General features: G+C 61.2%; 18 protein-coding genes and 1 tRNA gene. 18 read left to right on the plus strand and 1 reads right to left on the minus strand.

Annotated elements, in window-relative coordinates; translation table 11 throughout:
- Positions 1-258: 258 nt before the first annotated feature.
- The 6 genes from DSM100238_RS02945 to DSM100238_RS02970 all read left to right on the plus strand — a co-directional run bounded on the left by DSM100238_RS02945 (position 259) and on the right by DSM100238_RS02970 (position 9,572).
- Entirely contained in the window at positions 259-1,635 is a 1,377-nt protein-coding gene (locus DSM100238_RS02945; protein ID WP_152355385.1) for an amino acid permease, read from the plus strand.
- A gap of 245 nt (positions 1,636-1,880) precedes the next feature.
- Positions 1,881-3,677 (plus strand): arginine--tRNA ligase, encoded by a 1,797-nt coding sequence (argS, locus tag DSM100238_RS02950; protein ID WP_152355254.1) that lies wholly within the window; start codon positions 1,881-1,883, stop codon positions 3,675-3,677.
- 1 nt (position 3,678) lies between these two features.
- Positions 3,679-5,313: a diaminopimelate decarboxylase family protein gene (locus DSM100238_RS02955; protein WP_152355255.1), complete on the plus strand. Its 1,635-nt coding sequence runs from the start codon at positions 3,679-3,681 to the stop codon at positions 5,311-5,313.
- Positions 5,314-5,567: 254 nt separating this feature from the next.
- Complete coding sequence (locus tag DSM100238_RS02960) at positions 5,568-6,875, plus strand: homoserine dehydrogenase (RefSeq protein ID WP_152355256.1); 1,308 nt, start codon at positions 5,568-5,570, stop codon at positions 6,873-6,875.
- Positions 6,876-7,016: 141 nt separating this feature from the next.
- On the plus strand, positions 7,017-8,015 hold the full coding sequence (gene thrB / locus DSM100238_RS02965; RefSeq protein WP_152355257.1) for a homoserine kinase: 999 nt from the start codon (positions 7,017-7,019) through the stop codon (positions 8,013-8,015).
- A 105-nt stretch (positions 8,016-8,120) separates the two neighbouring features.
- Entirely contained in the window at positions 8,121-9,572 is a 1,452-nt protein-coding gene (locus DSM100238_RS02970) for a Maf family protein (protein ID WP_152355386.1), read from the plus strand.
- Positions 9,573-9,891: 319 nt separating this feature from the next.
- Here the strand turns inward: DSM100238_RS02970 and DSM100238_RS02975 are convergent, their stop codons facing one another.
- Positions 9,892-10,836 (minus strand): AEC family transporter, encoded by a 945-nt coding sequence (locus tag DSM100238_RS02975; protein ID WP_152355258.1) that lies wholly within the window; start codon positions 10,834-10,836, stop codon positions 9,892-9,894.
- Positions 10,837-11,396: 560 nt separating this feature from the next.
- On the opposite strand from DSM100238_RS02975, the gene dapE reads away from it, so the two are divergent.
- The 12 genes from dapE to rplA all read left to right on the plus strand — a co-directional run bounded on the left by dapE (position 11,397) and on the right by rplA (position 24,169).
- Complete coding sequence (gene dapE / locus DSM100238_RS02980; protein ID WP_152355387.1) at positions 11,397-12,554, plus strand: succinyl-diaminopimelate desuccinylase; 1,158 nt, start codon at positions 11,397-11,399, stop codon at positions 12,552-12,554.
- Positions 12,555-12,856: 302 nt separating this feature from the next.
- The gene (locus DSM100238_RS02985; protein ID WP_152355259.1) at positions 12,857-15,772 is read left to right on the plus strand and encodes an Rne/Rng family ribonuclease; all 2,916 of its coding nucleotides are present in this window, start codon (positions 12,857-12,859) and stop codon (positions 15,770-15,772) included.
- Positions 15,773-15,944: 172 nt separating this feature from the next.
- Entirely contained in the window at positions 15,945-16,253 is a 309-nt protein-coding gene (rplU, locus tag DSM100238_RS02990; RefSeq protein WP_015451052.1) for a 50S ribosomal protein L21, read from the plus strand.
- A gap of 30 nt (positions 16,254-16,283) precedes the next feature.
- On the plus strand, positions 16,284-16,535 hold the full coding sequence (gene rpmA / locus DSM100238_RS02995) for a 50S ribosomal protein L27 (protein WP_152355260.1): 252 nt from the start codon (positions 16,284-16,286) through the stop codon (positions 16,533-16,535).
- Positions 16,536-16,713: 178 nt separating this feature from the next.
- Complete coding sequence (gene obgE / locus DSM100238_RS03000) at positions 16,714-18,411, plus strand: GTPase ObgE (RefSeq protein WP_152355261.1); 1,698 nt, start codon at positions 16,714-16,716, stop codon at positions 18,409-18,411.
- Positions 18,411-19,544: a glutamate 5-kinase gene (proB, locus tag DSM100238_RS03005; protein ID WP_152355262.1), complete on the plus strand. Its 1,134-nt coding sequence runs from the start codon at positions 18,411-18,413 to the stop codon at positions 19,542-19,544. Before obgE ends, proB begins: the two co-directional genes overlap by 1 nt.
- A gap of 60 nt (positions 19,545-19,604) precedes the next feature.
- Positions 19,605-20,810, plus strand: coding sequence for a pyridoxal phosphate-dependent aminotransferase (locus DSM100238_RS03010; RefSeq protein WP_152355388.1), 1,206 nt, complete (start codon positions 19,605-19,607; stop codon positions 20,808-20,810).
- A gap of 356 nt (positions 20,811-21,166) precedes the next feature.
- Positions 21,167-21,242, plus strand: a tRNA-Trp gene (locus DSM100238_RS03015).
- A 37-nt stretch (positions 21,243-21,279) separates the two neighbouring features.
- Positions 21,280-21,504 (plus strand): preprotein translocase subunit SecE, encoded by a 225-nt coding sequence (gene secE, locus DSM100238_RS03020; RefSeq protein ID WP_167511004.1) that lies wholly within the window; start codon positions 21,280-21,282, stop codon positions 21,502-21,504.
- 26 nt (positions 21,505-21,530) lie between these two features.
- Positions 21,531-22,409 carry a transcription termination/antitermination protein NusG gene (gene nusG / locus DSM100238_RS03025; protein WP_152355264.1) on the plus strand — a complete coding sequence of 293 codons (879 nt, stop codon included), beginning with the start codon at positions 21,531-21,533 and terminating at the stop codon, positions 22,407-22,409.
- A 618-nt stretch (positions 22,410-23,027) separates the two neighbouring features.
- The gene (gene rplK / locus DSM100238_RS03030; protein ID WP_015451045.1) at positions 23,028-23,459 is read left to right on the plus strand and encodes a 50S ribosomal protein L11; all 432 of its coding nucleotides are present in this window, start codon (positions 23,028-23,030) and stop codon (positions 23,457-23,459) included.
- Positions 23,460-23,473: 14 nt separating this feature from the next.
- Positions 23,474-24,169: a 50S ribosomal protein L1 gene (rplA, locus tag DSM100238_RS03035; protein ID WP_015451044.1), complete on the plus strand. Its 696-nt coding sequence runs from the start codon at positions 23,474-23,476 to the stop codon at positions 24,167-24,169.
- Positions 24,170-24,289: the final 120 nt, after the last annotated feature.

Consider the following 24,289-nt stretch of genomic DNA (forward strand, 5'->3'; position numbering starts at 1 on the left):
CACACGCCACTGAGCGCCCGGGCTTCTCCCGCCCGGACGCTACGGTGGTGGCGTAAGAGCGCTGGACGGCTGGCAGCCCGTATGGATTCCGTCCGTGGCGTTCGCCAACCGTACACAGGAGCATCAGGCAGAACCGTGACCATCAAACGTGAACGCGCATCGCGACACACCACAGCCGGATCCACCCACACGGCGGACGTGTCGGGCAACGTCACACAGAGCGGCACCCCAGTCCAAAACACCCAGCTTGAGCGCAATATGGAATCACGCCATCTGACGATGATTTCGCTCGGCGGCGTCATCGGCACCGGCCTGTTCCTCAGTTCCGGGTACACCATCCATCAGGCGGGTCCGCTGGGTGCCATCCTCGCATACCTGATCGGTTCGGTGTTGGTCTACTGCGTGATGCTCTCGCTCGGCGAACTGTCGGTCGCCATGCCGTATGCCGGAAGTTTCCACCTCTACGCGCGCCGGTTCATCGGGCCGGGCACTGCGTTCACCATCGCTATCCTGTATTGGCTGAACTGGGCGGTGGCGCTCGCCTCGGAATTCACGGCCGCCGGTCTGCTCATGCAGCGCTGGTTTCCGCATTCGCCGGCATGGGTGTGGAGCGCCCTGTTCATTCTTGTGGTGTTCACACTGAACATTCTGTCGGTGAGACTGTATGGTGAATCGGAGTTCTGGTTCGCCAGCATCAAAGTGTTCGCCATCATCGCGTTCATCGTCATCGGTTTGCTCGCGATCTTCGGCATCATTCCAATCAAGGGGTACAGCCATGCCCCGCTGTTCTCGAACTACTATCGTTCCGGGTGGTTTCCCAATGGGATTCTGCCCGTGTTCTCCACGCTTCTGACTGTCGTGTTCGCCTTCTCCGGCACCGAAGTCGTCGGCGTCGCCGCGGGGGAGACCAAAGACCCGGATAAGGCGATTCCGAAAGCGGTGCATACCACCGTGCTGCGTTTGGCGATTTTCTTCATCGGGTCGATCGCCGTGATGGCGGCGTTAATTCCGTGGAAGCAGTCAGGCGTGGATACGAGCCCGTTCGTCTTGGTGTTCCAAAGCATCGGCATGCCGTTCGCCGGCGATGTCATGAATTTCGTCGTATTGACCGCGGTGCTGTCTGCGGCGAACTCCGGATTGTATGTGTGCTCGCGCATGGTGTGGTCGCTCGCCAAAGAGCGGATGATTCCGCCGGTTCTGGCGAAAACGAATTTCCACGGTGTCCCCGTGTTCGCCGTGCTGATCAGTCTTGCAGGTGGATTGCTCGCCCTGCTGTCCAGCGTGGTCGCAGCCTCGACGGTATACCTCGCATTGGTCGCGGTTTCAGGGCTGTCGACGCTGGTCGTATGGATGTCGGTGGCGGTATGCCATATCCTTTTCCGCCGCGAGCTCAAGCGTTCCGGCACGGCCGTCGATTCGCTCGCCTACCGAGCGCCCGGATATCCGGCGGTGCCGATTATCGCAATCGTCATGTGCCTGTTCGCATTGGCGCTGGTGGTCGCCGATCCGTCACAGCGTTCCACGTTGCTGTACATGATTCCCTTCGTCGCCCTGTGCTACGGCGTGTACTACCTGCGTGAACGCTTGACTGGCGGTGACAACAAGCCCGACGACGACGTTTCCGCCACGGTCTGATTGCCTGTGGAACGCATCCGTGCGCGCCTGGCATCGAGGCTTCCGCTCCGCCCGCCGCTTGCCGTGCCGCTTTCCCCGAACCGGCCGTTGTGATGCGTAGGATCCCGTTCCGGATTCGGATGAGGACGGCAGTCGGGATGGATCATCGGCGGTGCGGGTTGACGACGGGCATATCGCACGAAACCGAACGCGTATCATGACAACTCCGGCGCCACTTGGCCAATGCCCTCGCTAGACTTTGAAGAATGAATCCAGAAGCGCTCAGTGAACTCATTTCCCATATCGCCCATGATCTGGTCACCGCCGGTGAAGCCGGCAGTCTGACCGAAGACCTTATCCCGCCGGTCGAGAAATTCGCGGTGATGCGTCCCAAGGACCGCAGCCACGGCGACTGGGCATCGAACGCAGCCATGCAGCTGGCCAAGAAGGCCGGCATGAAGCCGCGTGATCTCGCGGAACTGTTCGCAGCGCGTCTGCAATCGGCGGATGGCATCGCCGCCGTCGAAGTCGCAGGCCCGGGCTTCATCAATATCACCCTCGACTCCGCATCCGCCGCCGCAGTGGTGGATGCCGTCCTCGCGCAAGGCGCGCAGTTCGGCCGCAACGATCATCTGTCCGGGCAGACGCTCAACCTCGAATTCGTGTCCGCCAACCCCACCGGCCCTATCCATATCGGAGGCACCCGCTGGGCTGCGGTCGGCGACTCCATGGCCCGCGTGCTCGAAGCCAACGGGGCGAAAGTCGTGCGGGAATATTACTTCAACGATCACGGCGAGCAGATCAACCGTTTCGCCAAATCCTTGGTCGCCGCGGCTCACGGTGAAGTGACCCCGGCTGACGGGTACAAGGGTGCTTACATCGATGAGATCGCGCAGCGCGTGATTGACGAGGCGAAAGCCGACGGTGTGGATGTCCTCAGTCTGCCGCGTGTCGACGGCGGCCTGAACGATGACGGCGAGCCGCTCGGTGAAGGCGATTCCGAACAGCGTGAGGAATTCCGCAAGCGCGCCGTCCCGATGATGTTCGCTGAAATCCAGGAATCCATGAAGAACTTCCGCGTGCATTTCGACGTGTGGTTCCATGAAAACAGCCTGTACCAAGACGGCGAAGTCGAACGGGCCATCGCCAAGCTGCGCGAGCAGGGCGACATTTTCGAAAAAGACGGCGCCACGTGGTTCGCCTCCACCAAGCACGGTGACGACAAGGACCGTGTCATCATCAAATCCGACGGCAACTACGCGTATTTCGCCGCTGATATCGCCTATTACTACAACAAGCGGCATCGTGCAACCGATCCGGCGGACGTGGCCATCTACATGCTGGGCGCCGACCACCATGGCTACATCGGCCGCATGATGGCCATGTGCGCGGCATTCGGCGACAAGCCGGGCGTCAATATGCAGATCCTCATCGGCCAGCTCGTCAACGTGATGAAAGACGGCAAGGCCGTGCGCATGTCCAAGCGTGCCGGCAACGTCGTCACCATCGACGATCTGGTCGATGCCATCGGCGTGGATGCCTCCCGCTATTCGCTTGCCCGCACCGATTACAACACGAGTGTGGACATCGATCTGAACCTCTTGGCGTCCCACAGCAACGACAACCCGGTGTACTACGTGCAGTATGCGCATGCCCGCGGCTGCAATGTGGACCGCAACGCCGCCGAAGCACACATCGATCCGGCCATCGCCGACCTCAGCCTGCTGGACACCGAAACCGACGGCGAAGTACTCGCCGCGCTCGCCCAATGGCCGGCGACACTCGCCCAAGCCGGCGACCTGCGCGCTCCGCACCGCATCGCCCACTATCTTGAGGATCTCGCTGCCGCCTACCACAAGTGGTACAACGTCGAACGCGTCGTGCCGATGCCGCTGACCGACCTCGAAGAACGCAAGCCCGAAGCCGAACGTGAAGCGCTGCGTATCGCCAAGAACCCCGAACCGGCACGCGCCGCAGCACGCTTGAAGCTCAACGACGCCGTCCGGACCGTCATCGCCGCAGGGCTTGACCTGCTTGGCGTCAGCGCACCGGAGAAGATGTGAAATGAACGAAACCAGCACACCAAACGCCGCCAACACCCCGTTGAGCCAGGTATGGCCGGCCGGCTGCTCGATTGACAGCACCGGCGCCTTGACCTTCCACGGCCGCAGCGCGCAATCCCTGCTTGACGAGTTCGGCTCCCCACTGTACGTGATGGACACCGATGACGTCGACGCCCGCGCGCACCACTTCATCCACGCCGCCGCAACCGCATTCTCCAACGCCACCACGCATGTGAGCTTCGCAGCGAAAGCGTTCATGTCCAAGGAAGTGTTGCGCCTGGTCACCAACGCCGGCATGCTGGTCGACACCTGCACCTTGGGCGAGATGCGCATCGCGCTCGCCGCGGGAGTCCCGGGACGGCGCCTCGTTCTGCACGGCAACAACAAGTCGGACGAAGAAATCGAACTCGCCATCCGCGAAGGCTTCGCGAAAATCGTCGTCGACGCCCCGGACGAACCGGCACGCATCGCCGCCATCGCGCATCGTCTCGGCAAAACCGCACGTGTCATGCTTCGTGTCACTACCGGTATCCACGCCGGCGGTCACGAGTACATCTCAACCGCCCACGAAGACCAGAAATTCGGCATGGCGCTGCTGCCGGCAGGCGCTGACCCGTCCGCGCTCAACGTTCTTGACGAGCTGATTGCTCAGGAAAGCAAGCCTTCGCAAACCTCAGCGGAAGCCCCCGAACCCGCTGCACGCCGTCAAGACACGCATACCGTGGGGCACAACGGCCAACGTGACCTGCAATACGATATGCGCTCGCCCTACGACCTTGACGCATCCGGCATCAGCAAACAGGACGCCGCGCTCGCCGAAGCGATGGATCTGGTCGCCCGCGGCCCGGCGCTCGCCGTACTCAAGGAGCTGTACCGGTATCCCGGCGATCTGGAACTCGTCGGCATCCACTCGCATATCGGCTCGCAGATCCATGATGCGAACGCGTTCATCGAAGCGGCGAAACGCATGATGCTTCTGCGCAAGACCTTCTATGCGACCGACGCCTACACGCTGCCGGAAGTTGACTTGGGCGGCGGCTACTCGGTCGCGTACACCGAGGGCGAGGAATCGATGGATATCGATGTGGAGCTGCAGCGTTTGGCCACGGCGGTCACGGCGATCAACCGTGCGCTCGGCATACCGATGCCGGTGATTTCGTTCGAACCGGGCCGCTGGATTGTCGCACCCACCTGCGTGACCCTGTACCGGGTCGGCGCCATCAAGCATGTCGGCCTGCCGGACGGCACCACCGCGAAGGACGGTTCGCCGATCAGCGAGCGCACCTACGTGTCGGTGGACGGCGGTATGAGTGATAACATCCGTCCGGCGTTGTATGACGCGGATTATACGGCACGGCTGGCGAACCGCGCGGGAGCTGCCGGAACCATGCTCTCTCGTGTGGTCGGTATTCATTGCGAATCCGGCGATATTCTTGTGCATGAATGCCAGCTGCCGAGCGATCTCAAACGCGGCGATATCCTTGCGGTCCCGGTGACGGGCGCGTACGGCCGCGCGATGGCCAGCAACTACAATCAGGCGACGTTCCCCGCGGTTGTCGCGGTCAGTTCGTCCGGGGCGCATGTGATGCTTCGTCGTCAGACCATCGATGATTTGCTCGGCTACGATTTGGGCTGAGCCGACAACCCTGTACATTCACGATGCGGGGCCGCACCGACCGTCGGGTTGGTGCGGCTCTTTCGTATGAGGCCGCGTATGGGAAGCGGTGGCGAACGGCAGGCGGATGAACCGTAATGCGAGCCGATAGCCATATGGCACGCATTCGGCGAAACGTCAGCTTGTCCCGGTACCATAGGCAAGGATGATGACGACGCATCGCGGCCCCGCCGGCATCTGGTGCAGTGGCTGCGAGCTCATGGGAAGGATCCACTGTGGCACAAGACAATCAAGCTCCCATTCGCATTGCGCTTCTTGGCGCGGGAACCGTCGGTTCGCAGACCGCCCGCCTGCTTGTCGAACAGCATGACGAGCTGGTTCACCGCATCGGTCGCGACTACCAGATCGTGGGCATCGCCACGCTTGATCCGGTCAATGACCCGTGGATCGACCAGTCGCTGCTCACCCGTGACACCGCGGAACTGTGCACCCGTGCCGATATCGTCATCGAGTTGATCGGCGGCATCGAACCGGCCCGCACCTTCGTGCTCAAGGCCATCGAATCCGGCGCTTCTGTCGTTACCGCGAACAAGGCGCTGCTGGCCAAGCATGGGCCGGAAATCTACAAGGCCGCGCAGGAACATGGCGTTGATATCTTCTTCGAAGCCGCTGTCGGCGGTGCTATCCCGATTGTGCGCCCGCTGCGCGAATCCTTCGCCGGCGACAAGGTCAACAGCATGCTGGGCATCGTCAACGGCACCACGAACTACATTCTTGACGAGATGACCACCAAGGGCCTTGATTTCGATGTCGCGCTGCACCAGGCGCAGGAGAAGGGCTACGCCGAAGCCGACCCAACCGGCGATATCGAGGGTTATGACGCCGCGAACAAGGCCGCCATCATGGCGACGCTCGCATTCCATACCCAGGTTGGCATCGACGACGTGTCCGTCGAGGGCATCACCAAGATCACCGCGGCGGATATCGCGGCTGCGACCGCCGAACACAAGGTCATCAAGCTGCTGGCTGTCGTGGAGCATACTGAGGCCGGCGTGTCCGCACGCGTGTATCCTGCCCTGATTGATGAGAACCATCCGCTTGCCTCCGTGCACGGCAGCTTCAATGCCGTGTTCATCAAGGCGAAGGAAGCCGATGACATCATGCTGTACGGCCGCGGCGCAGGCGGCGCACCGACCGCTTCCGCTGTCGTCGGCGACGTGGTGATGGCTGCGCGCAACATCGTGTCCGGCACCACCGCGACCGGCATCCAGACGTACAACACGCTGCCGCTCGCTCCTGCAGACGCGTCCAAAGCTGCATTCGCCGTGCGTTTCCTCATCCACGACAAGCCGGGCGTGCTCGCCTCGATCGCCGAGGAATTCGCGAACCACGGCATTTCCATCAACGGTGTCAACCAGGATCTTCAGCCTACGCAGCATGATCCGGGCTATTCGGGTGAACTTCAGCAGCTGCGCGTCGTCACGCATCTGTGCGACGAAGTCACGCTGCGTAAGACCGTCGACGCTGTGTGCAAGCTCGAATGCGTCTCCGGTGAGCCGTCCATCCTGCGCGTGCTCGACTGAACCACCGCCGCGGATTCGCGGCATACCGATGCCGGCTGGTCGTGCAACGCCACGGCGGCCGGCATCTGAGACTTCCAACAACCATTGCACAACCGACAACCGGCGGAACAGGTGACTGTCGCCGCCCGCGGAAGGAAGAATATGAGCCCCGTAGCCAAGCAAGTCCATGTCCAAGTACCGGCGACCAGTGCGAATCTGGGCTCCGGATTCGACACCATCGGCCTTGCGCTCAACTATTACGATGAGCTGACCTTCACCTTGAAGGGCGACGACGAGGGTCATGATGCCACGGTGCTTATCGACGGCGAGGGGGAGAACACGCTGCCGAGAGACGAAACGAACCTCGTGGTCTCCACCTTCCGCAAAGCGTGCAACACGCTCGGGCTGGAACGGCTCGGCTTCACACTTGAAGCGCATAACCGCATCCCGCAGGCTCGAGGAATGGGATCATCAGCCGAGGCGATTGTCGCAGGCATCTCCGCGGCGGCGGCATTCGCCCAAGACGGCGATCTCAATCGTGACGCGGTGTTCGAGCTCGCTGCCACCATTGAAGGGCACCCCGATAACGTCGCCCCGGCCGTGTACGGAGGCCTGACTGTGTCTTGGGATTACCAGACGCCTGAGGGGGTCGGCTCCACGCGAGTGCCGGGCGGTGAGCCGCTTTCTGGCGGGTTCCATACGGTGAATTATCCGGTCAGCGAGAGCATCCATGCTTCCGTGTTCGTACCGGACTACGAGTTGTCCACCGAAAAGGCGCGTCAGGCCTTGCCTTCATCCGTGCCTTACCATGACGCAGTATTCAATGTGTCCCGTGTCGGCCTGCTGCCTGGTGCGATGAATCCCGGGGTGCTCCACGGCAGTCTCGACGCGAACGCCGTGTTGTTCAGCGCCACCCAGGATCGTCTGCATCAGCCGTATCGCAAAGATCTCATGACCCCTTCCTGGGAATTGATTGAGTCCTTGCGTGACCATGGCTATGCTGCGGCGGTGTCCGGGGCGGGCCCGTGCGTGCTGGTGTTGCATTGCGGTGACGCTCGCGCCGACATTGAACAGATTGCAGACAAGCAGCTGTCCTCCGGACATTGGCGTGTGCTGCATCTGACGGTCAACACCACCGGCGTGACCGTCCGCCGCAGCTGATTGGCATCGTGCCCATGCCTGCCTGTGCCGGAGCAGCCGCATGCGGCAGAACACAGGGAATGCGGCGAGGCGATTATTGGCGCCAAGCGAATCGGAGGTATGAATATGACGATATCGATTATTTTGGCTTCCCAGTCCAAGCCTCGGCGCGACGTGCTGTACGCCGCCGGAATCTGCCCGACGATCAAGGTTTCCCACGTCGACGAACCCGCCGCATTGGAGCAGGCGGCGTGCAAGATCGGCGTACCTGTTGAGCGGCTTGATGTCGGCCATCGTGTTGCCATCCTTGCCCGTGCCAAGGCGAATGCCGTCCATGAGGCGTATCGGGCGGTCGCGGACACCGCGAAGGCGGCAACGGGTGAACGCGTCATCGCTTACCCGCTTGAAGCCGAACAGGTGCGCACACAACGCCGGGCAGACGCGCGACCGTCCGCCGGTGCTGCCGCTTGTGGACAGACAAGCCAGCCGGTTTCGGTCGTTTCGAGTGCCATCACCCGTGATTTCTCCGGTATCACCGCCCCCACTCGTGTCGAGCCGATTGATACGCCGATCAGCGGTATTCAAGGTCTCAACGGTCCTGGACCCGGGCCGCTGATTGTCGGCTGTGATTCGATGTTCCTATTCGACGGTGAGTGCTACGGCAAGCCGCATGATGAAGCCACGGCGCGTGAACGGCTTCGCCGTATGCGCGGGCGCAGCGGAGAGCTGTGGACCGGTCATTGCGTCATTGATTTCGCTACCGGACGTGCGGTTCAGGATGCCAGCCGTGCAGTCGTGTATTTCGGGGATTATTCTGACGAAGACATTGAGCGGTACATCGCGACCGGCGAACCGCTCGAGGTCGCCGGGTCGTTCACTTTGGAAGGTTTCGGCGGTGCGTTCATCGACCGGATCGACGGCGACCCGCATGGTGTCATCGGTATCAGTCTGCCGTTGTTGCGTCGCTTGGTCACCAAACTGGATATCAGCTGGACAGATTTGTGGAATGTAAAGCCCCATGCTCCGAATCCGGAAGAGCTTGACAAACATCCAGACAGCACACAGCCGCCGGTGGAGAATGTGCATCAGCCCGGTGACGGTTGGGTCTCCTGCGCGTGCGGGCGCCGACATTGGGGCACGCATGGCGCGGCGGGAATTCTGCTCGCCCGAAGGAATGACGCTGGCGAAGTCACCCATGTGGCCATGCAGCACCGCGCCCAGTGGAGTGCGGAAGGCGGTACATGGGGTATTCCGGGCGGGGCGATCGCCGACAACGAAACGCCGATTGAAGGGGCGTTGCGGGAGAGTTTTGAAGAGGCGAATATCACTCCGCAGGATATCGAAGTGGTCGGCTCCTACCGCGAGGATCATGGCCCGTGGGCGTACACCACGGTATTCGCCTTCGAAAAGCCGGGGCATGAGGTGCATTTGCGGGCGAATGACGATGAAAGCATGGAAATCGCCTGGATTCCGGTCGATGACGTACCCAACCGGAAACTCCTGACCGCCATGCGCACCGATTGGCAACGGTTCGCTGACCGTCTGCGCATCCTGTCCAACGCCAATCAAGGCCGCTGATCCGCGCTCACGCACACACCATCTGCTGTCCTGTTTCTACCGACGCTGAGTGTGGTGTGAGCGTCGGTGGAGGGTTGTGCGGAAGCTGGGTGGCCTCTGAGCGTCGGTGGCCGGTTGTGTCTCTGTTTCTGCCGACGTTGAGGTGGGTGTGAGTGTCGGTAGGGGGTTATGTCTCTGTTTCTGCCGACGCTGGGTGACTTGTCAGCGTCGGCAGAAGGTTGTACCGATGCTGACTGGTCTGTGAGCGTCGGTAGAAGGTCGATTCCCAACGGGTTACGCTGATACAGCCTTATTCAGCCTTATGCAGCGAACCAGCCGATCAGGACAGCAACGCCGCCACGATGGCGATGAATATCGGGCTGGTCAGCGTGCTGAGCAGAATGCCGTCGCGCGCGAAGGTCAGACCCACGTTGTAGCGCGCCGCATAGTTGTACACGTTCTGGCCGGTCGGCAGGGCGGCGAGCACCACACATGCGTACAAGGTCGCGCCGCGGAAGCCCATCACATAGTACGACAGCAGGAACGCGATAATCGGCATGACGATGTTCTTCAACACGGCGACGGTCACGGTCGCCGGTACGTCGCTCTTGTTCTGCATCGGTTTGGTGCCATGCAGCGACATGCCGAAGGCCATGAGGATCATCGGCACTGCGGACTCGCCAATCATATTGATGGGGTCGTAGATGAAGTCAGGAATGATGAAATGCCCGGTCTTCGCCGTAATCGCAGAGACGATGATGCCGCCGAGCGAGCCGATGAGCAGCGGCTGATGCAGCGGCTGTGCAGCGATGCGTTTGACGGAGACCTCGCCCTTGGTGGTCACGTCGAGCACGGTCAGAGCCACGGGAGTGAAAATCGCCTGCTGCATCACCAGGATCGGCGCGACCAATGCCGGATTGCCCAGAATGTATGTGGCGATTGGCAGACCGATGTTGTTTGAGTTGAGATACAACGAGTTGAGCGCGCCGATGGTCGCGTCCGCCGCTTTCATGTGGAAGAACAACCGGTTGAGGATCAGGAATACGATCCCGACGAGCACGGCGGAGAAGAACGCCACGACAATCGAAGAGTGGAAAATCGCGAAAATCTTTTCCTTGGACAGGATGGCGAACATGAGGCAGGGGCTGGAGATGAAGAAACTGAACCTGTTGAGCACCATCTGTGCGCTCGGTCCGCCGATGCGCATACGGGCGGCGACATAGCCGACTGCGATCACGATGCCGATCACGCAGAATCCTTCCATGGCGCTCAGTAAACCTGGCATTCCCACCTCTCCTCGCCTTGTCGTGCTGGTTTCGGACGTTGTGATGACTGTACGATCCGCTATCCGGACACGGATGTGGACGGCTCATTCGCACTGCGGCCATACGCCAATCGTCGTGAAAGCGACAGCGCCAAGCCAGCAGTCACAGCTCGCCGGTCGTCAGCCACGTCAGCCCTCTGGGTCATCTCAGCCGGGGCAGCCGACGGAACCGACCACGCGCTTTGCATGGTATGCACCATCGGCGACGATGGCCGTCCGGCGTGCGTCGACCACCAGTATCTTCCTTTCCTGCATCACACGCGTCGATAATCTCGCATCACGGGCACCGCCTCCAGAATGCGACAAGGATACGCCCGTGACGCGAATCTGAGACAGTTCGGGCGGCCATCCATGACCTTTGCGATGATGGAACAGGACATTACGGATGCGCATGGGCGGCGCGAACGCATAGCAACGTGCCCATGCCGCGTCGGCTTGGATTGACGGAGGACGGTATGACGATGACGGACAGCGCAAAGACCGGCGGCGACGCGAGCAACGACAATGACGAGACCGAGCGGATGCGCACCGAAATCGAGCGGATTTTCACCCGCATCATGAATCAGTATTCTGTCAGCGACGACGAAGGCCCGTTGACTGACGAGGTCGAGGCATATCTGACCCGCCAACCGCATCTCAACGTGCGGCGGCATGGTGATACCGTCGTCGCTTCCACCGATTTGGGGCGAAATCACCGGGTGATCCTCGCCGGGCATCTGGACACGGTTCCGGTGATTGATAATTTCCCGCCGCGCTGGCTTGAACCGGGCGATCCGCTGATCCGCGAGGATATCGCGCAGGCTTTCCCCGGCGAGCGGGTGATGTGGGGACGCGGTGCCACCGATATGAAAGCCTCGGATGCGGTGATGCTGTATCTTGCGGCGAAGCTGACGAATCCGAAGTATGATGTGACGTTCGTATTCTATGACCATGAGGAGGTCGCGGCGGAGAAGAACGGCTTGCGCAAGGTCGTGGAACACCACCCGGATTGGATTCGCGGCGATTTCGCGGTGATTGGCGAGCCGACGGATTGCGGCATCGAAGGCGGTTGCAATGGGACCATCCGTTTCGATGTGATTACGCACGGCGTGGCGGCGCATTCGGCCCGCGCGTGGATGGGCTCGAACGCGATTCATAAGGCTGCTGCGATTCTCAATGCGCTCAACGACTATACGCCGCAAGACGTGACCGTGGACGGATTGACGTATCGCGAAGGCGTCAACGCCACGCTGATCTCCGGCGGCAAAGGCACGAATGTGATTCCCGATGAATGCCGCGTCCATGTCAATTACCGTTTCGCGCCGGACAAGACGATCGCGCAGGCGAAGGCCCTGATGATGGGCGAGGATGCGGGCGCGCAGCTCGGCAACGGCGAACATGTGGCGACCGGCGGTATGTTCGCCGGGTTCGGCATTGAGATGAAGGACGAGTCGCCCAGCGCGCGCCCGGGTATGGACGACCCGCTTGCCGCCTCGCTTGCGGCGTTGGTCAAGAATCGCACGGGGCGCGACCCTCAGGCCAAGCTTGGGTGGACGGATGTCGCTCGCTTCGCTCAGCTCGGTGTCCCGGCGGTCAATCTCGGGGCCGGCAGCCCTCTGCTCGCCCATAAACATGATGAACAGGTCGCTGCCAGCGAATTGACGCGTATGGCTTCCATTCTCTTGGAGTGGTTGGCATAATCGCCGCGCGTGTGAACAATACTGCCGTTTTTCCGACTTGTGCGCGAGCAACGCATTTTTTGTGTCATACTTGAGTGTGACGGTTCTGCAACAACCGTCGTGCGCAGGACGGCGTCGATCCCCTCGCAACCGCGGCTATGGTGGCCAATGCGAGCGCTGGTGTCCGCTGTCGCGCAGCTAGACTTTTGTATGTATTGCCCCGTATGGGCGCGAATGGTGCGCGGCCGCGGTGAGAGCGCGGTGTGACCACTGTGCGGGGCCGGAAAAAGGCGATATGGCTGCAGCATATCGCGAGGAGCATTGTGCCCAGAACAGAAGAACAGGGCTTTGCGGACGATTCCCATGAATCACGCGAAGCGCAGCAGCAGACCAACACCACTCCCGCATCGGCACAGGATCAGACGGCTGTGTCTGAGCAGCTTTCGACGCCGGTCCGCAGGCGTCGCGGAGGCCGTCGTGTCGTGCGCGGCGCCGGTGCCGCAGGGGCGGATCTCGCACTGAAGGTCGAAGAGCATCCCAAGCCGTTGTTTGAGGAGCCGGCGATCAGCCCGGTTTCCGCGCAGCACCCCGCTTTGCCGTCCGATGACACCGAAACTGCCGAGACGGACGAACAGCGGCATACGCCCCAGCGCGGCCGTCGTCGGGTGTCCCGCGGCGCCGACGCTCAAAGCTCGGTGAGGTCCCGTCGCCGCACCCGTAGCGTGGCGGAAGACGAGCCGTCCGCACAACCCACCTCTGATTCCGCCGGGCTGGGCGGACATGGGGCTGCTGATGCCGAGACTCCGGAGGAGCGCGTCCAGGACGCGCTGGACCTGCTGTCCCACGAACATGGGGATGCCGGATCGTCAACCACCAGAGTACGTCATCGTTCCAAGCCGATGACATCATTGCTGTTCCAAGAGCCGGTTCTGCCTGCGCGTCAGTCCTCTGACTCGGATGCCGAAGACGGACAGTCCGAGGACGACGCCGATCGGCATGACGATCGTGAAGAGGAACGTGAGCCGCGTCGCGCTCGCCGTACCCGTTCGCGGCGTGGTCGCGGCCGTAATGACGATGATATGGGCCGCGAGGACGGACACCTCGATCAGGGTGCAGATTCTCGCGAGGGGCGCGGCGAATCCGCCGATGACGCCAATCGTGAAGATGATGAGCCGCGCCGTGGCCGTCGTTCCCGTCGGCTGAACGCGCAGGAGCGCCGTGCCGCTGCTGAGGTCGAGCAGATCGAGGAAGACCTCGAGTATGATGACATCGCCTATACGCCGATAGCCGAAGTGATGTCCGGGAACCGCAATGCCGACGGTTCGCGTAACGACGACCATGCCGATACCGACGAGGACGCCCAGGAGGGGACTCGTACACGCCGTCGCCGTCGCAGGGCTGCCCGCGAGGAGTCCGAGGATGACAACGAGCAGATTCTCGAGGTGCGTCGTCGTCACCGTGACGAGGATGAGGACACGACGGTCACCCGTCGCCGTCGCCGCCGCCGTTCAGGCAAGGGCATTGAGGAGAGCGAAGAGCCGGTTCGTCGCTCACGCAAGCAGCAGTATATCGACGAAATCACCGATGTCGAAGGATCCACGCGCCTCGAGGCGAAGAAGCAGCGCCGCCGTGACAACCGTCGTGAGCGTAGCCGCCAGAACCAGATCATGGAGCAGGATTTCCTTGCGCGCCGTGAGCATGTCGATCGTCTCATGGTGGTGCGCGAGCGTGGCCATCACACGCAGATTTCGGTGATTGAAGACAATGTACTGGTCGAGCATTACGTGTCCGATATCCAGGAAGTCGCCACTGTCGGCAATATCTATCTTGGCCGCGTGCAGAACGTGCTGCCGAGCATGGAAGCGGCGTTCGTGAATATCGGCCAGCCGCGCAACGGCGTCCTGTATGCCGGCGAGGTCAACTGGGATGCCACCAGACTGGAAGGCCAGCCGCGCCGCATCGAGCTTGCGTTCAAGTCGGGCGATCCGGTGCTCGTGCAAGTCACCAAGGATCCGATTGGCCATAAGGGCGCGCGCCTGACGTCACAGGTCACGCTCGCCGGCCGCTTCCTGGTATTGGTCCCGTCCGGTGGCATGACCGGTGTCAGCCGTAAGTTGCCTGACCGCGAGCGTGCGCGGCTGAAGTCCATTGTGTCGAAGATCGCTCCGAAAGATATGGGTGTGATCATTCGCACCGCGGCGGAAGGCGCGTCCGAGGAGGCTATCGAGAAGGATCTTGAGGCGCTGCGCCGGCAGTGGGACAAGATTTGCGAGAAGCGTGACCTGTATCTGCATGGCAAGCGTCCGAAGCTGCTGCAAGGCGAACCGGATGTCGCCATCCGTGTGGTGCGCGATATCTTCAACGATGATTTCTCCCAGATGATCGTCGAGGGTGACCGCGTGTACGAGCGGATCGAGGAATATCTGGACACGATGGCCCCGGATCTGCGCGACAAGCTGGTCAAGTGGGATCCTGAGGAACATGGCGGCAAGGATGTGTTCGACAAGTGGCAGATTGATTCCCAGCTGCGCAAAGGCATGGAGCGTCAGGTGTATCTGCCCTCCGGCGGCTCGATCGTCATCGACCGCACTGAGGCGATGACCACGATTGACGTGAACACGGGCCGGTTCATCGGCAAGGGCAAAAGTCTTGAGGAGACCGTCACCCGGTGCAATCTGGAGGCGTCTGAGGAGATCGCCCGTCAGTTGCGTCTGCGTGATATCGGCGGCATGATCATGATCGATTATGTCGATATGGTGATGCCTGCGAACCGCGATCTGGTGCTGCGTCGTCTGGTTGAATGCCTGGCGCGCGATCGTACGAAGCATCAGGTGGCTGAGGTCACGTCACTCGGTTTGGTGCAGATGACGCGCAAGCGCATTGGCCAGGGACTGGTGGAAGCGTTCTCCGAGGAGTGCCCGACATGCAAGGGCCGCGGCTTTATCATCCATGATGAGCCTACGGTCAGCGCCGAGTATGACGATCCTTACGCGATGAAGGGCGGCGATCCGTTCGTCAAAACGAATAAGCACGGTCATGGCACGCCTGAGGTGCAGGCGCCGAAGGGGTCGAGCCCGGCGGTCAAAGCCAAGCTTGCGCAGATTGCTGCGGCGGCGGTCGCGGCGAACAACGCCGAGAACGCTGAGAACGCCGAGCATGCCGAGCATGGTGATGCCGCGCATTCCAGCGGATCTTCGGATGACGCTTCTGATGCCGATTTCGCTCAAGAGGTCGCGTAGCGATGGCTTCCGGCTCTCGGACGCAGGTGTGCAGCCGGCGTCCGAGAGCTGACACGCGCTGTTTTCTCGACTTGACGGATGTACGCGGGTCGGTGTAGTTTTGATAGTTGGTGTCTGGCCGGAGGCTCGAACGCGCTGGACAGTAAGCTTTCCACAACATAAGGAACGGAATATGTACGCGATTGTGAAGGCCGGTGGCCATCAGGAAAAGGTCGAGGTCGGTGACGTCATCCTGGTCAACCGTCTCGATGCGAAGCAGGGCGATACCGTGGAGTTCCCGGTCGCGCTCGTAGTCGACGGCTCCAAGGTTACCCTTGCCGCCAAGGACCTTGCCAAGGTCTCCGTGAAGGGCGAAGTCGTGAACGACGAAGCCAAGGGCCCGAAGATCAACATCATGAAGTACAAGAACAAGACCGGCGTGACCCGTCGCAAGGGCCATCGTCAGAAGCTCAGCCTCGTCAAGATCACTGAGATCGCCTGAGCGTTCTTGAGGACCGAAAGGAATTAGATCATGGCACATAAGAAGGGCGCTTCCAGCTCACGTAACGGGCGCGATTCGCAGCCTCAATACCTCGGTGTGAAGAAGTTCGGCGGCGAGTCCGTACTCGCCGGCAACATCCTGGTTCGCCAGCGCGGCACCAAGTTCCATCCCGGCCAGAATGTCGGCATGGGCAAGGACCACACCCTGTTCGCTCTCAAGGACGGCAGCGTGAAGTTCGGCGTTCGTCGCGACCGCAAGGTCATCGACGTCGTCACCGCCTGACGTTTCATCACTTGAAGCCGCGCCCGTTGTCGGACGCGGCTTTTTTGTTGCCCGGCGGGCGGATGGCTGTTCGCAGGGCGAATCGCACGATATCGCGGTATGGCGGTATTGTTGATTATCCATGAATTCCCGTCCGTCTTGTGCGTTCACCGGCGGCCGGACGACGTAAGGTGACACTATGGCAGATTTTGTTGATCGGGTGACCGTCCATGTCAAAGGCGGCGACGGGGGCAATGGTTCCGCGGGCATCAGGCGCGAGAAGTACAAGCCGCTGGCGGGGCCGAACGGCGGTAATGGCGGTAATGGCGGTTCCGTAATTTTCGTTGCCGATGAGAACGCCAACAGCCTGTTGGATTACCGCTTTATTCCTCACCGCACCGCGGGCAGCGGTACGATGGGCTTGGGCGATATGAAAGACGGGTCGAAAGGCCAGGATCTGATACTTCCCGTGCCGGTCGGCACCATGATTTTCACGGCAAAGGGAGCCAAAGGCGAAACGAAGCGTCCGGGGGAGCTGCTTGCGGATTTGCGGCATGCCGGTGACAGGTTCGTCGCCGCTGCCGGTGGAGCGGGTGGTCTCGGCAACGCCGCATTGGCGAACCGTACCCGACGCGCCCCGGGCTTCGCGTTGCTCGGCGAACCCGGTGAGGAACGCGATGTCGTGCTCGAGCTGAAATCCATTGCGGATGTCGCACTGGTCGGCTTCCCCTCGGCGGGCAAATCCAGCCTGGTCGCCGCGATGAGCGCCGCCAAGCCGAAAATCGCGGATTACCCATTCACCACGCTCGTGCCGAATCTCGGCGTGGTCATGGCCGGCGATTACCGGTACACCATCGCTGACGTGCCGGGGCTGATTCCCGGTGCTTCGGAGGGCAAGGGTCTCGGTTTGGAATTCCTGCGTCATATCGAGCGCACGGAAATCATCGTGCACGTGATTGACTGCGCGACCCTCGAACCCGACCGCGATCCGATATCCGACTATCATGCGCTTGAATATGAGCTCGCCCAGTATGCGGACAAGTTGGAACTGCCGGTAGGCGCGATTGCGATTGCCGAGCGCCCCCGCATCATCGTGCTCAACAAGGTCGACGTGCCCGAAGCCAAGGAACTCGCCGATTTCGTGCGCCCAGAATTCGAGAAGATGGGTTTGCGCGTCTTCGAGGTGTCCACGGCTTCGCACGCCGGCCTGAAGGAACTCGGATATGCGCTCGGCGAGTTGGTGAGCCAGATGCGTCAAGAGGTTGCGCGGCGCGAACAGGAGCAGGAGAACGAGCGCGTCGTCATCAAGCCGCTTGAGCGCAAGAACCGCAGGCGCATCCCCGCTGCAGACCAAGCTGATTTCAAGGTCGAACGCGAAACGAATCGCAACGGTGACGTGTGGTATACGGTCACCGGCACGAAACCGGAACGTTGGGTCATCCAAACGAACTTCGACAATGACGAAGCCGTCGGCTATCTAGCCGACCGACTCGCCAAGCTCGGTGTCGAGGACGAGCTGCGCCGCCAGGGCGCGCACGCCGGTGACGAGGTGCGTATCGGCCGGGGAGACCGTGCGGTCGCCTTTGATTGGGATCCGACCATTGCGGCGGGCGCCGAGATGCTGGACGGTTCGCAGTTGGGCTCGCGAGGCAAGGATTTGCGCCTCGAAGCGAATGATCCGCGTGCCCAGCGTCGCACGAATGCGGAACGCCGACGCGCATACCACGAGATGATGGACGCTCGCGCCGCAGTCCGCGAGGCGATGATGGCAGAACGCAAGGCAGGCCACTGGGCCGACCCGAGTGTGGACGATGACCGTCATGACCGTGAGAGCCTGTTCGGGCGTGGCGACACCGGTGACGAGCAGGAGCACGAGAGTGAGGAAGCCGGGGAGTGATGGTGCAGCCCACGCATGAGAGAGTCAGACGATCCATCGCGCAAGCGCAGACGATCGTGGTCAAGGTCGGTTCAAGTTCACTGACCATGCCCTCAGGACATCTTGACCCCACGAAGCTCGACGCGTTGGTTGCGGCGCTCGCATGCGCACGGTTGCAGGGGGCGCGTATCGTCCTGGTGTCATCGGGCGCCATCGCTGCGGGTTTCGGCCCGCTCGGCTTTGAACGCAGGCCTGCCGATATCGCGACGCAGCAGGCGTGCGCATCCGTCGGCCAAGGCCTGCTGATGGCGCGGTACGAGGTGTCGTTCGGCCGGTTCGGCATTCGTGTCGGTCAGATTCTGATCACTGCGGAAGATACGATTCGGGCGACGCAATACCACAATGCGCAACGCACCTTGGACCGTCTGCTCGATTTGGGGGTCGTGCCTGTCGTCAATGAGAACGATGCTTTGGCAAACAACGAGATCCGCTTCGGCGACAATGACCGGCTGTCCGCGTTGGTGGCGAATATCGTGCGCGCGGATGCACTCGTCCTGCTTACTGACGTGGATGCCTTGTATACCGCGCCCCCGAGCCAGCCTGGCTCCAAGAAAATCGATTTTGTGCCTGATGTCGAGCGCGCGTTGGATGAAGTCAAGGTCGCGGGCAGTTCCTCCGGCGTCGGCACCGGTGGCATGGTAACGAAACTGGAAGCCGCCCATATGGCTGCGGTTTCCGGTATTCCCGCAGTGCTCACCTGTGCGGCGAACGCGGGGCCTGCTCTGATGGGCGACCCCGTAGGCACGGCTTTCGCACCGATCAAGCGGCGCGGCTCGTCACGGCGGCTGTGGATCAAATTCGCGTCCCACCCGCGCGGCGTTCTTGTCGTGGATACGGGTGCCGCCCAAGCGGTACGTGCCGGTCGGGCGAGCCTGTTGAGCGCGGGCGTACTCGAAGTGCGCGGTGATTTTTCGGCGGGCGACCCGATATGGATCGACGACGAATCCGGTCATCATATCGCCAAAGGGCTGTCGGGATACGATTCTGAGGAGATTCCGCGCATGCTGGGGCGCAACACTGCGCAGCTGCGACGGTTCTTCGGCGATGAGTACGCGCATCCGCTTGTGCATCGCGATAATCTCGTGCTCGTGTGACTGCGTGTCGCGGCGGCGGGACGGTTTTCGCCCGTGGCGGTTACAGTAGATGCCATGACTATGGCTGACTGGCAGAACCTGAGCGACCGTGTCAACAATGTCGCCCCCAGCGCAACCCTCGCTGTCGATTCGAAGGCGAAGGCGATGAAGGCGCAGGGCATCGACATCGTGGCCTACGGCGCGGGCGAGCCGAATTTCCCCACCCCTGATTACATCGTCGACGCTGCGGCGGCAGCATGCCGTGACCCGAAGAATCACCGCTATACTCCGACGGCTGGCCTGCCCGAGTTGCGCGAAGCGATTGCACGCAAGACGCTGCGCGATTCCGGCTACGAGGTATCGCCCGACCAGGTAGTGGTCACCAACGGCGGCAAGCAGTCCGTGTACGAGGTGTTCCAACTGTTGCTCAACCCCGGCGATGAGGTCATTATCCCCGCGCCGTATTGGACCAGTTATCCGGAGGTTGTCAAGCTTGCCGGTGGCACGCCGGTTCCGGTGTTTTCCGGCGCTGAGCAAGGGTTCGAACCGGATATCGACAAGATCGAGGCGGCGCGAACCGCCCGCACCAAAGCCATCATCGTCACGTCGCCGTCCAACCCGACCGGTGCGGTCTGGAGCCGTGAGACGATCAAGGCGATCGGCCAATGGGCTGTCGAACATCACGTGTGGGTGGTCTCCGACGAAATCTACGAGCACCTCAACTATGACGGTGTGAAAACCGCCTATGTCGGCGCGGAAGTGCCCGAGGTGCGCAACCAGCTGCTGGTGCTCAACGGCGTCGCCAAGACGTACGCGATGACCGGCTGGCGTGTCGGCTGGACCATCGCTCCGCCTGAGGTGGCGAAGGCGCAGATCAAGCTGCAAAGCCATATGACGTCGAATGTCGCCAATGTCTCGCAACGTGCCGCGCTCGCTGCCGTCGCCGGTGATTTGTCCGCCGTGGCGGCGATGCGTGAGGCGTTCGACAAGCGTCGTAGGGCGATTGTCGCTGCGCTCAATGAGATTCCTGGGGTGCATTGCCCGATGCCGACCGGTGCGTTCTACGCATTCGCGAATATCGAAGAGCTGCTTGGCAAACCGCTGGGCGCGAACGGGTCTGTCGCCCATTCGTCGCAGGAGTTCGCCGCGCTGCTGCTCGATGAAGGCCATGTGGCCGCGGTTCCGGGTGAGGCGTTCGGCGCTCCCGGGTATCTGCGGTTCTCGTATGCGCTGTCCGATGAGGATCTTGCCAAGGGTATGCGCTACTTCAAGGAGTGGATCGGCTGATTCGCCTGATTCGCCTGATTAGAACGCAATGACGCCCGGCTGTGGTGATGACCGCTGCCGGGCGTTCGCCGTATGTGTGGGGCGTGAGTATGTTGTTTGGGGGTTATTCGGTGTCGTTTGACGAGCTTCGGTGACAGCGGCGAATCCTGCGCGACGTGCGTATGACATACGTGCGGATTTCGGACGAGCGTATGGCGCGCGCGCAATCCACGGGAGGGGAATGCGACACTCTGATTTGCCGCGGTATCACGCGTGTGGCGGAACCCGATTGGACTAAATCGCGGGTACCCGCTAATATGGCCTCTTGGCGGTTTTGCTCAGTCTCGTCGTTTCGATAGAATGAGCAGAGTTCACCTAGGGATGTGGCGCAATTGGTAGCGCAACGGTCTCCAAAACCGTAGGTTGTGGGTTCGAGTCCCGCCGTCCCTGCCAGTTTTTTGGATGTTCAGTAGCCGAGCGAAGGATGGAAATGGCCAAGGCACGTAAAGACAAGCCGCGTAAGCCCAATATTTTCATGCGGATCGGCTTGTACATCAAGCAGACGTTCAATGAGTTGCGCAAGGTTGTGACCCCGAATGGTAAAGAGCTGTTCTCTTGGTCGTTCGCGGTGTTCGTGTTCGTGCTGGTGCTGATGGCCTTGGTCACTGCCATGGACTTTGGCTTGGGCAAGCTCGTGTTGCTCGTTTTCGGCTGATCCGTACACACGAAGGTAAATAAAGCATGGATGATGAAGTGAATCTCGAGAATCTTGATTCGTTGCCTGATGTGGTTTCCGATGAGGACGCCGCAAATGGTGATATTCCTGCGGCTCAGCAGCCGTCGGCGCCGCAAGGCGATGCCCAGCCCGCCGAGGGTGATGCCCAGGAAACCGATGAAGAACAGGCTGAACAAGCCGCGGTTGACGCTGCAGCGGAAGGGGCTGCCGAAGCCGAGGGTAGCGAGTCTGGCCAGTCTCAGGCGAATGAAGACGAACCGGCGGAAGATGCCGGCACGAAGGCTGTGGAGGAGTTCTCCAAGAGCCTGCGCACGCTTGACGGTAAGTGGTATGTGTTGCACACGTATTCCGGGTATGAGAAGCGTGTGAAGACCAACATCGAATCCCGCGTGCAGAGCTTCGGTCTCGAAGACCAGATTTTCCAGGTCGAAGTGCCGATGGAAGAGGTCGAGAAGCACACGGAAAAGGGCAAGAAGGTCATCACCCGTGTCCGCGTGCCCGGATATGTGCTGATTCGCATGTGGCCTGATGAGGACGCTCGTCGTATTGTGCGTGAAACTGAAGGCGTGACCGGCTTCGTTGGTCCGACCAAGGATCCTGCCCCGTTGTCGCGTGCTGAAGTCGTGCAGATGATGGCTCCGATGATCGCTTCCCAGGCGCTCAAGGAGGCTGGCGATAAGCCCGCTGCCGCCAAGAAGCGCAAGCTTGAGGTTTCGTATGCGGTTGGTGATCAGGTCACTGTCACGGACGGTCCGTTCGCGACGATGCCCGCGGTGGTTTCCGATGTGGAACCGACCACGCAGAAGCTGACGGTTCTCGTGTCGATCTTCGGTCGTGACACGCCGGTGGAGCTTGGTTTCGGGCAGGTCGAGAAAATCGACTGAACATAGACTGTATGAATAGTCGTTGATGATGGCGGCGGCACCTTTCAAGGGTGCCGCCGCCATTGTCGTTGTTCTCGACGCATCCAATCTGGTTACGCAGGGAGCGGTCGTTGCGTAGCTGGTTTGTGAGGTTTCTCAATCTGGTTACGCGGGGAGCGGTCGTTGCGTAGCTGGTTTGTGTAGCTTCTCAATCTGGTTACGCTGGGTGGGGCTGTTGCGTAGCTGGTTTGTGAGGTTTCTCAATCTGGTTACGCTGGGTGGGGCTGTTGCGTAGCTGGTTTGTGAGGTTTCTCAATCTGGTTACGCTGGGTGGGGCTGTTGCGTAGCTGGTTTGTATGACTTCTCAATCTGGTTACGTTGGGAGGGGCTGTTGCGTAGCTGGTTTGTGAGGAGGGGGAGTTCAGGGTGGTGATTGCCGCGGTGCAGTCGGTGTCATCGTGCCGCACCGCATCATGGGCGTGGCGACGTTGACGTTGTCGAGACGAACGAGCATAATAGTGCTGTTTGTGTCTGGAGGGGAGACCCGCTAGCACAGCACAGCAATGCAAGTTGCGGGAGGAGACCGCGCCCCGCGCGCGGCGACCGTGACCACCGCTTCACAGAAAGAAGAACCAGACAATGGCTCCTAAGAAGAAAGTCACAGCGCTGATCAAGCTTCAGATCCAGGCTGGCAAGGCGAACCCCGCCCCGCCGCTGGGTCCGGCTCTGGGTTCGCATGGCGTCAACATCATGGACTTCTGCAAGGCCTACAACGCGGCCACGCAGGACAAGATGGGTCAGGTCGTCCCTGTTGAGATCACCGTTTACGAAGATCGTTCCTTCACCTTCGTGCTCAAGACCCCGCCGGCCGCAGCTCTGCTGAAGAAGGCCGCCGGTATCCAGAAGGGCACCGAGAACCCGCTGACCCACAAGGTCGGTACCGTCACCAAGGCTCAGGTCCGCGAAATCGCCGAGATCAAGATGCCTGATCTGTCCGCCCGCGACGTCGAGGCTGGCATGAAGATCATCGAAGGTACCGCCCGCTCCATGGGCATCACGGTCACCGACTGAGAGGAGAAGGACAGATGGCTAAGAAGCACTCCAAGAAGTACCGCGAAGCGGCCGAGAAGGTCGATCGTAATAACCTGTACACCGCTCCTGAGGCGATCGCTCTGCTCAAGAGCATGCCGAAGCGTGGTTTCGATGAGACCATCGAAGCCGTGTACCGTCTGAACGTGGATCCGCGCAAGGCTGACCAGCTGGTGCGCGGCGTCGTCAACCTGCCGAACGGCACTGGTAAGACCGCCAAGGTGCTCGTGTTCGCTCGTGGCCCGAAGGCTACGGAAGCTACCGAGGCCGGCGCCGACATCGTCGGTGATGACGATCTCGTGCAGAAGGTTCAGGACGGCTTCCTCGATTTCGACGCCGTCGTGGCCACCCCGGACATGATGGGCAAGGTCGGCCGCCTCGGCCGTATCCTCGGCCCGCGTGGCCTCATGCCGAATCCGAAGACCGGCACCGTGACCATGGACGTCACCAAGGCTGTCAAGGATATCAAGGGCGGCAAGATTGAGTTCCGTGTGGACAAGCACGGCAACCTGTCCTTCCTGATCGGCAAGATGTCCTTCGAAGAGAAGGCTCTTGACGAGAACTTCAAGGCAGTGGCCGACGAGATCAAGCGTCTCAAGCCGTCCACCGTGAAGGGCCGCTACATCACCAAGGCGACCATCACCTCCACGATGGGCCCTGGCATCCCGCTGGATACCGCGACACTCGCCTGATTTCTGGTTCCGTCCGTTAATTCGAGCCTAGGGCGGAACGAGAACGTACAAGCCCCATGAGCACCATATACCGGTGTCCATGGGGCTTTCCCATACTCGGGGCTGCTGGCTGCTAGCATC

The sequence above is a fragment of the Bifidobacterium apri genome (assembly GCF_009299485.1).
Taxonomy (GTDB): Bacteria; Actinomycetota; Actinomycetes; order Actinomycetales; family Bifidobacteriaceae; genus Bifidobacterium; species Bifidobacterium apri.

What these genes read in the sequence shown, in the direction of transcription:
- nusG (WP_152355264.1), top strand. Translation starts at nt 21,531, where the DNA reads ATGGATGATGAAGTGAATCTCGAGAATCTTGATTCGTTGCCTGATGTG.
- obgE (WP_152355261.1), top strand. Translation starts at nt 16,714, where the DNA reads ATGGCAGATTTTGTTGATCGGGTGACCGTCCATGTCAAAGGCGGCGAC.
- rpmA (WP_152355260.1), top strand. Translation starts at nt 16,284, where the DNA reads ATGGCACATAAGAAGGGCGCTTCCAGCTCACGTAACGGGCGCGATTCG.
- dapE (WP_152355387.1), top strand. Translation starts at nt 11,397, where the DNA reads ATGCGCACCGAAATCGAGCGGATTTTCACCCGCATCATGAATCAGTAT.
- DSM100238_RS03010 (WP_152355388.1), top strand. Translation starts at nt 19,605, where the DNA reads ATGGCTGACTGGCAGAACCTGAGCGACCGTGTCAACAATGTCGCCCCC.
- rplU (WP_015451052.1), top strand. Translation starts at nt 15,945, where the DNA reads ATGTACGCGATTGTGAAGGCCGGTGGCCATCAGGAAAAGGTCGAGGTC.
- thrB (WP_152355257.1), top strand. Translation starts at nt 7,017, where the DNA reads ATGAGCCCCGTAGCCAAGCAAGTCCATGTCCAAGTACCGGCGACCAGT.
- DSM100238_RS02955 (WP_152355255.1), top strand. Translation starts at nt 3,679, where the DNA reads ATGAACGAAACCAGCACACCAAACGCCGCCAACACCCCGTTGAGCCAG.
- DSM100238_RS02945 (WP_152355385.1), top strand. Translation starts at nt 259, where the DNA reads ATGGAATCACGCCATCTGACGATGATTTCGCTCGGCGGCGTCATCGGC.
- argS (WP_152355254.1), top strand. Translation starts at nt 1,881, where the DNA reads ATGAATCCAGAAGCGCTCAGTGAACTCATTTCCCATATCGCCCATGAT.
- rplA (WP_015451044.1), top strand. Translation starts at nt 23,474, where the DNA reads ATGGCTAAGAAGCACTCCAAGAAGTACCGCGAAGCGGCCGAGAAGGTC.
- DSM100238_RS02970 (WP_152355386.1), top strand. Translation starts at nt 8,121, where the DNA reads ATGACGATATCGATTATTTTGGCTTCCCAGTCCAAGCCTCGGCGCGAC.
- secE (WP_167511004.1), top strand. Translation starts at nt 21,280, where the DNA reads ATGGCCAAGGCACGTAAAGACAAGCCGCGTAAGCCCAATATTTTCATG.
- proB (WP_152355262.1), top strand. Translation starts at nt 18,411, where the DNA reads ATGGTGCAGCCCACGCATGAGAGAGTCAGACGATCCATCGCGCAAGCG.
- rplK (WP_015451045.1), top strand. Translation starts at nt 23,028, where the DNA reads ATGGCTCCTAAGAAGAAAGTCACAGCGCTGATCAAGCTTCAGATCCAG.
- DSM100238_RS02975 (WP_152355258.1), bottom strand. Translation starts at nt 10,836, where the DNA reads ATGCCAGGTTTACTGAGCGCCATGGAAGGATTCTGCGTGATCGGCATC.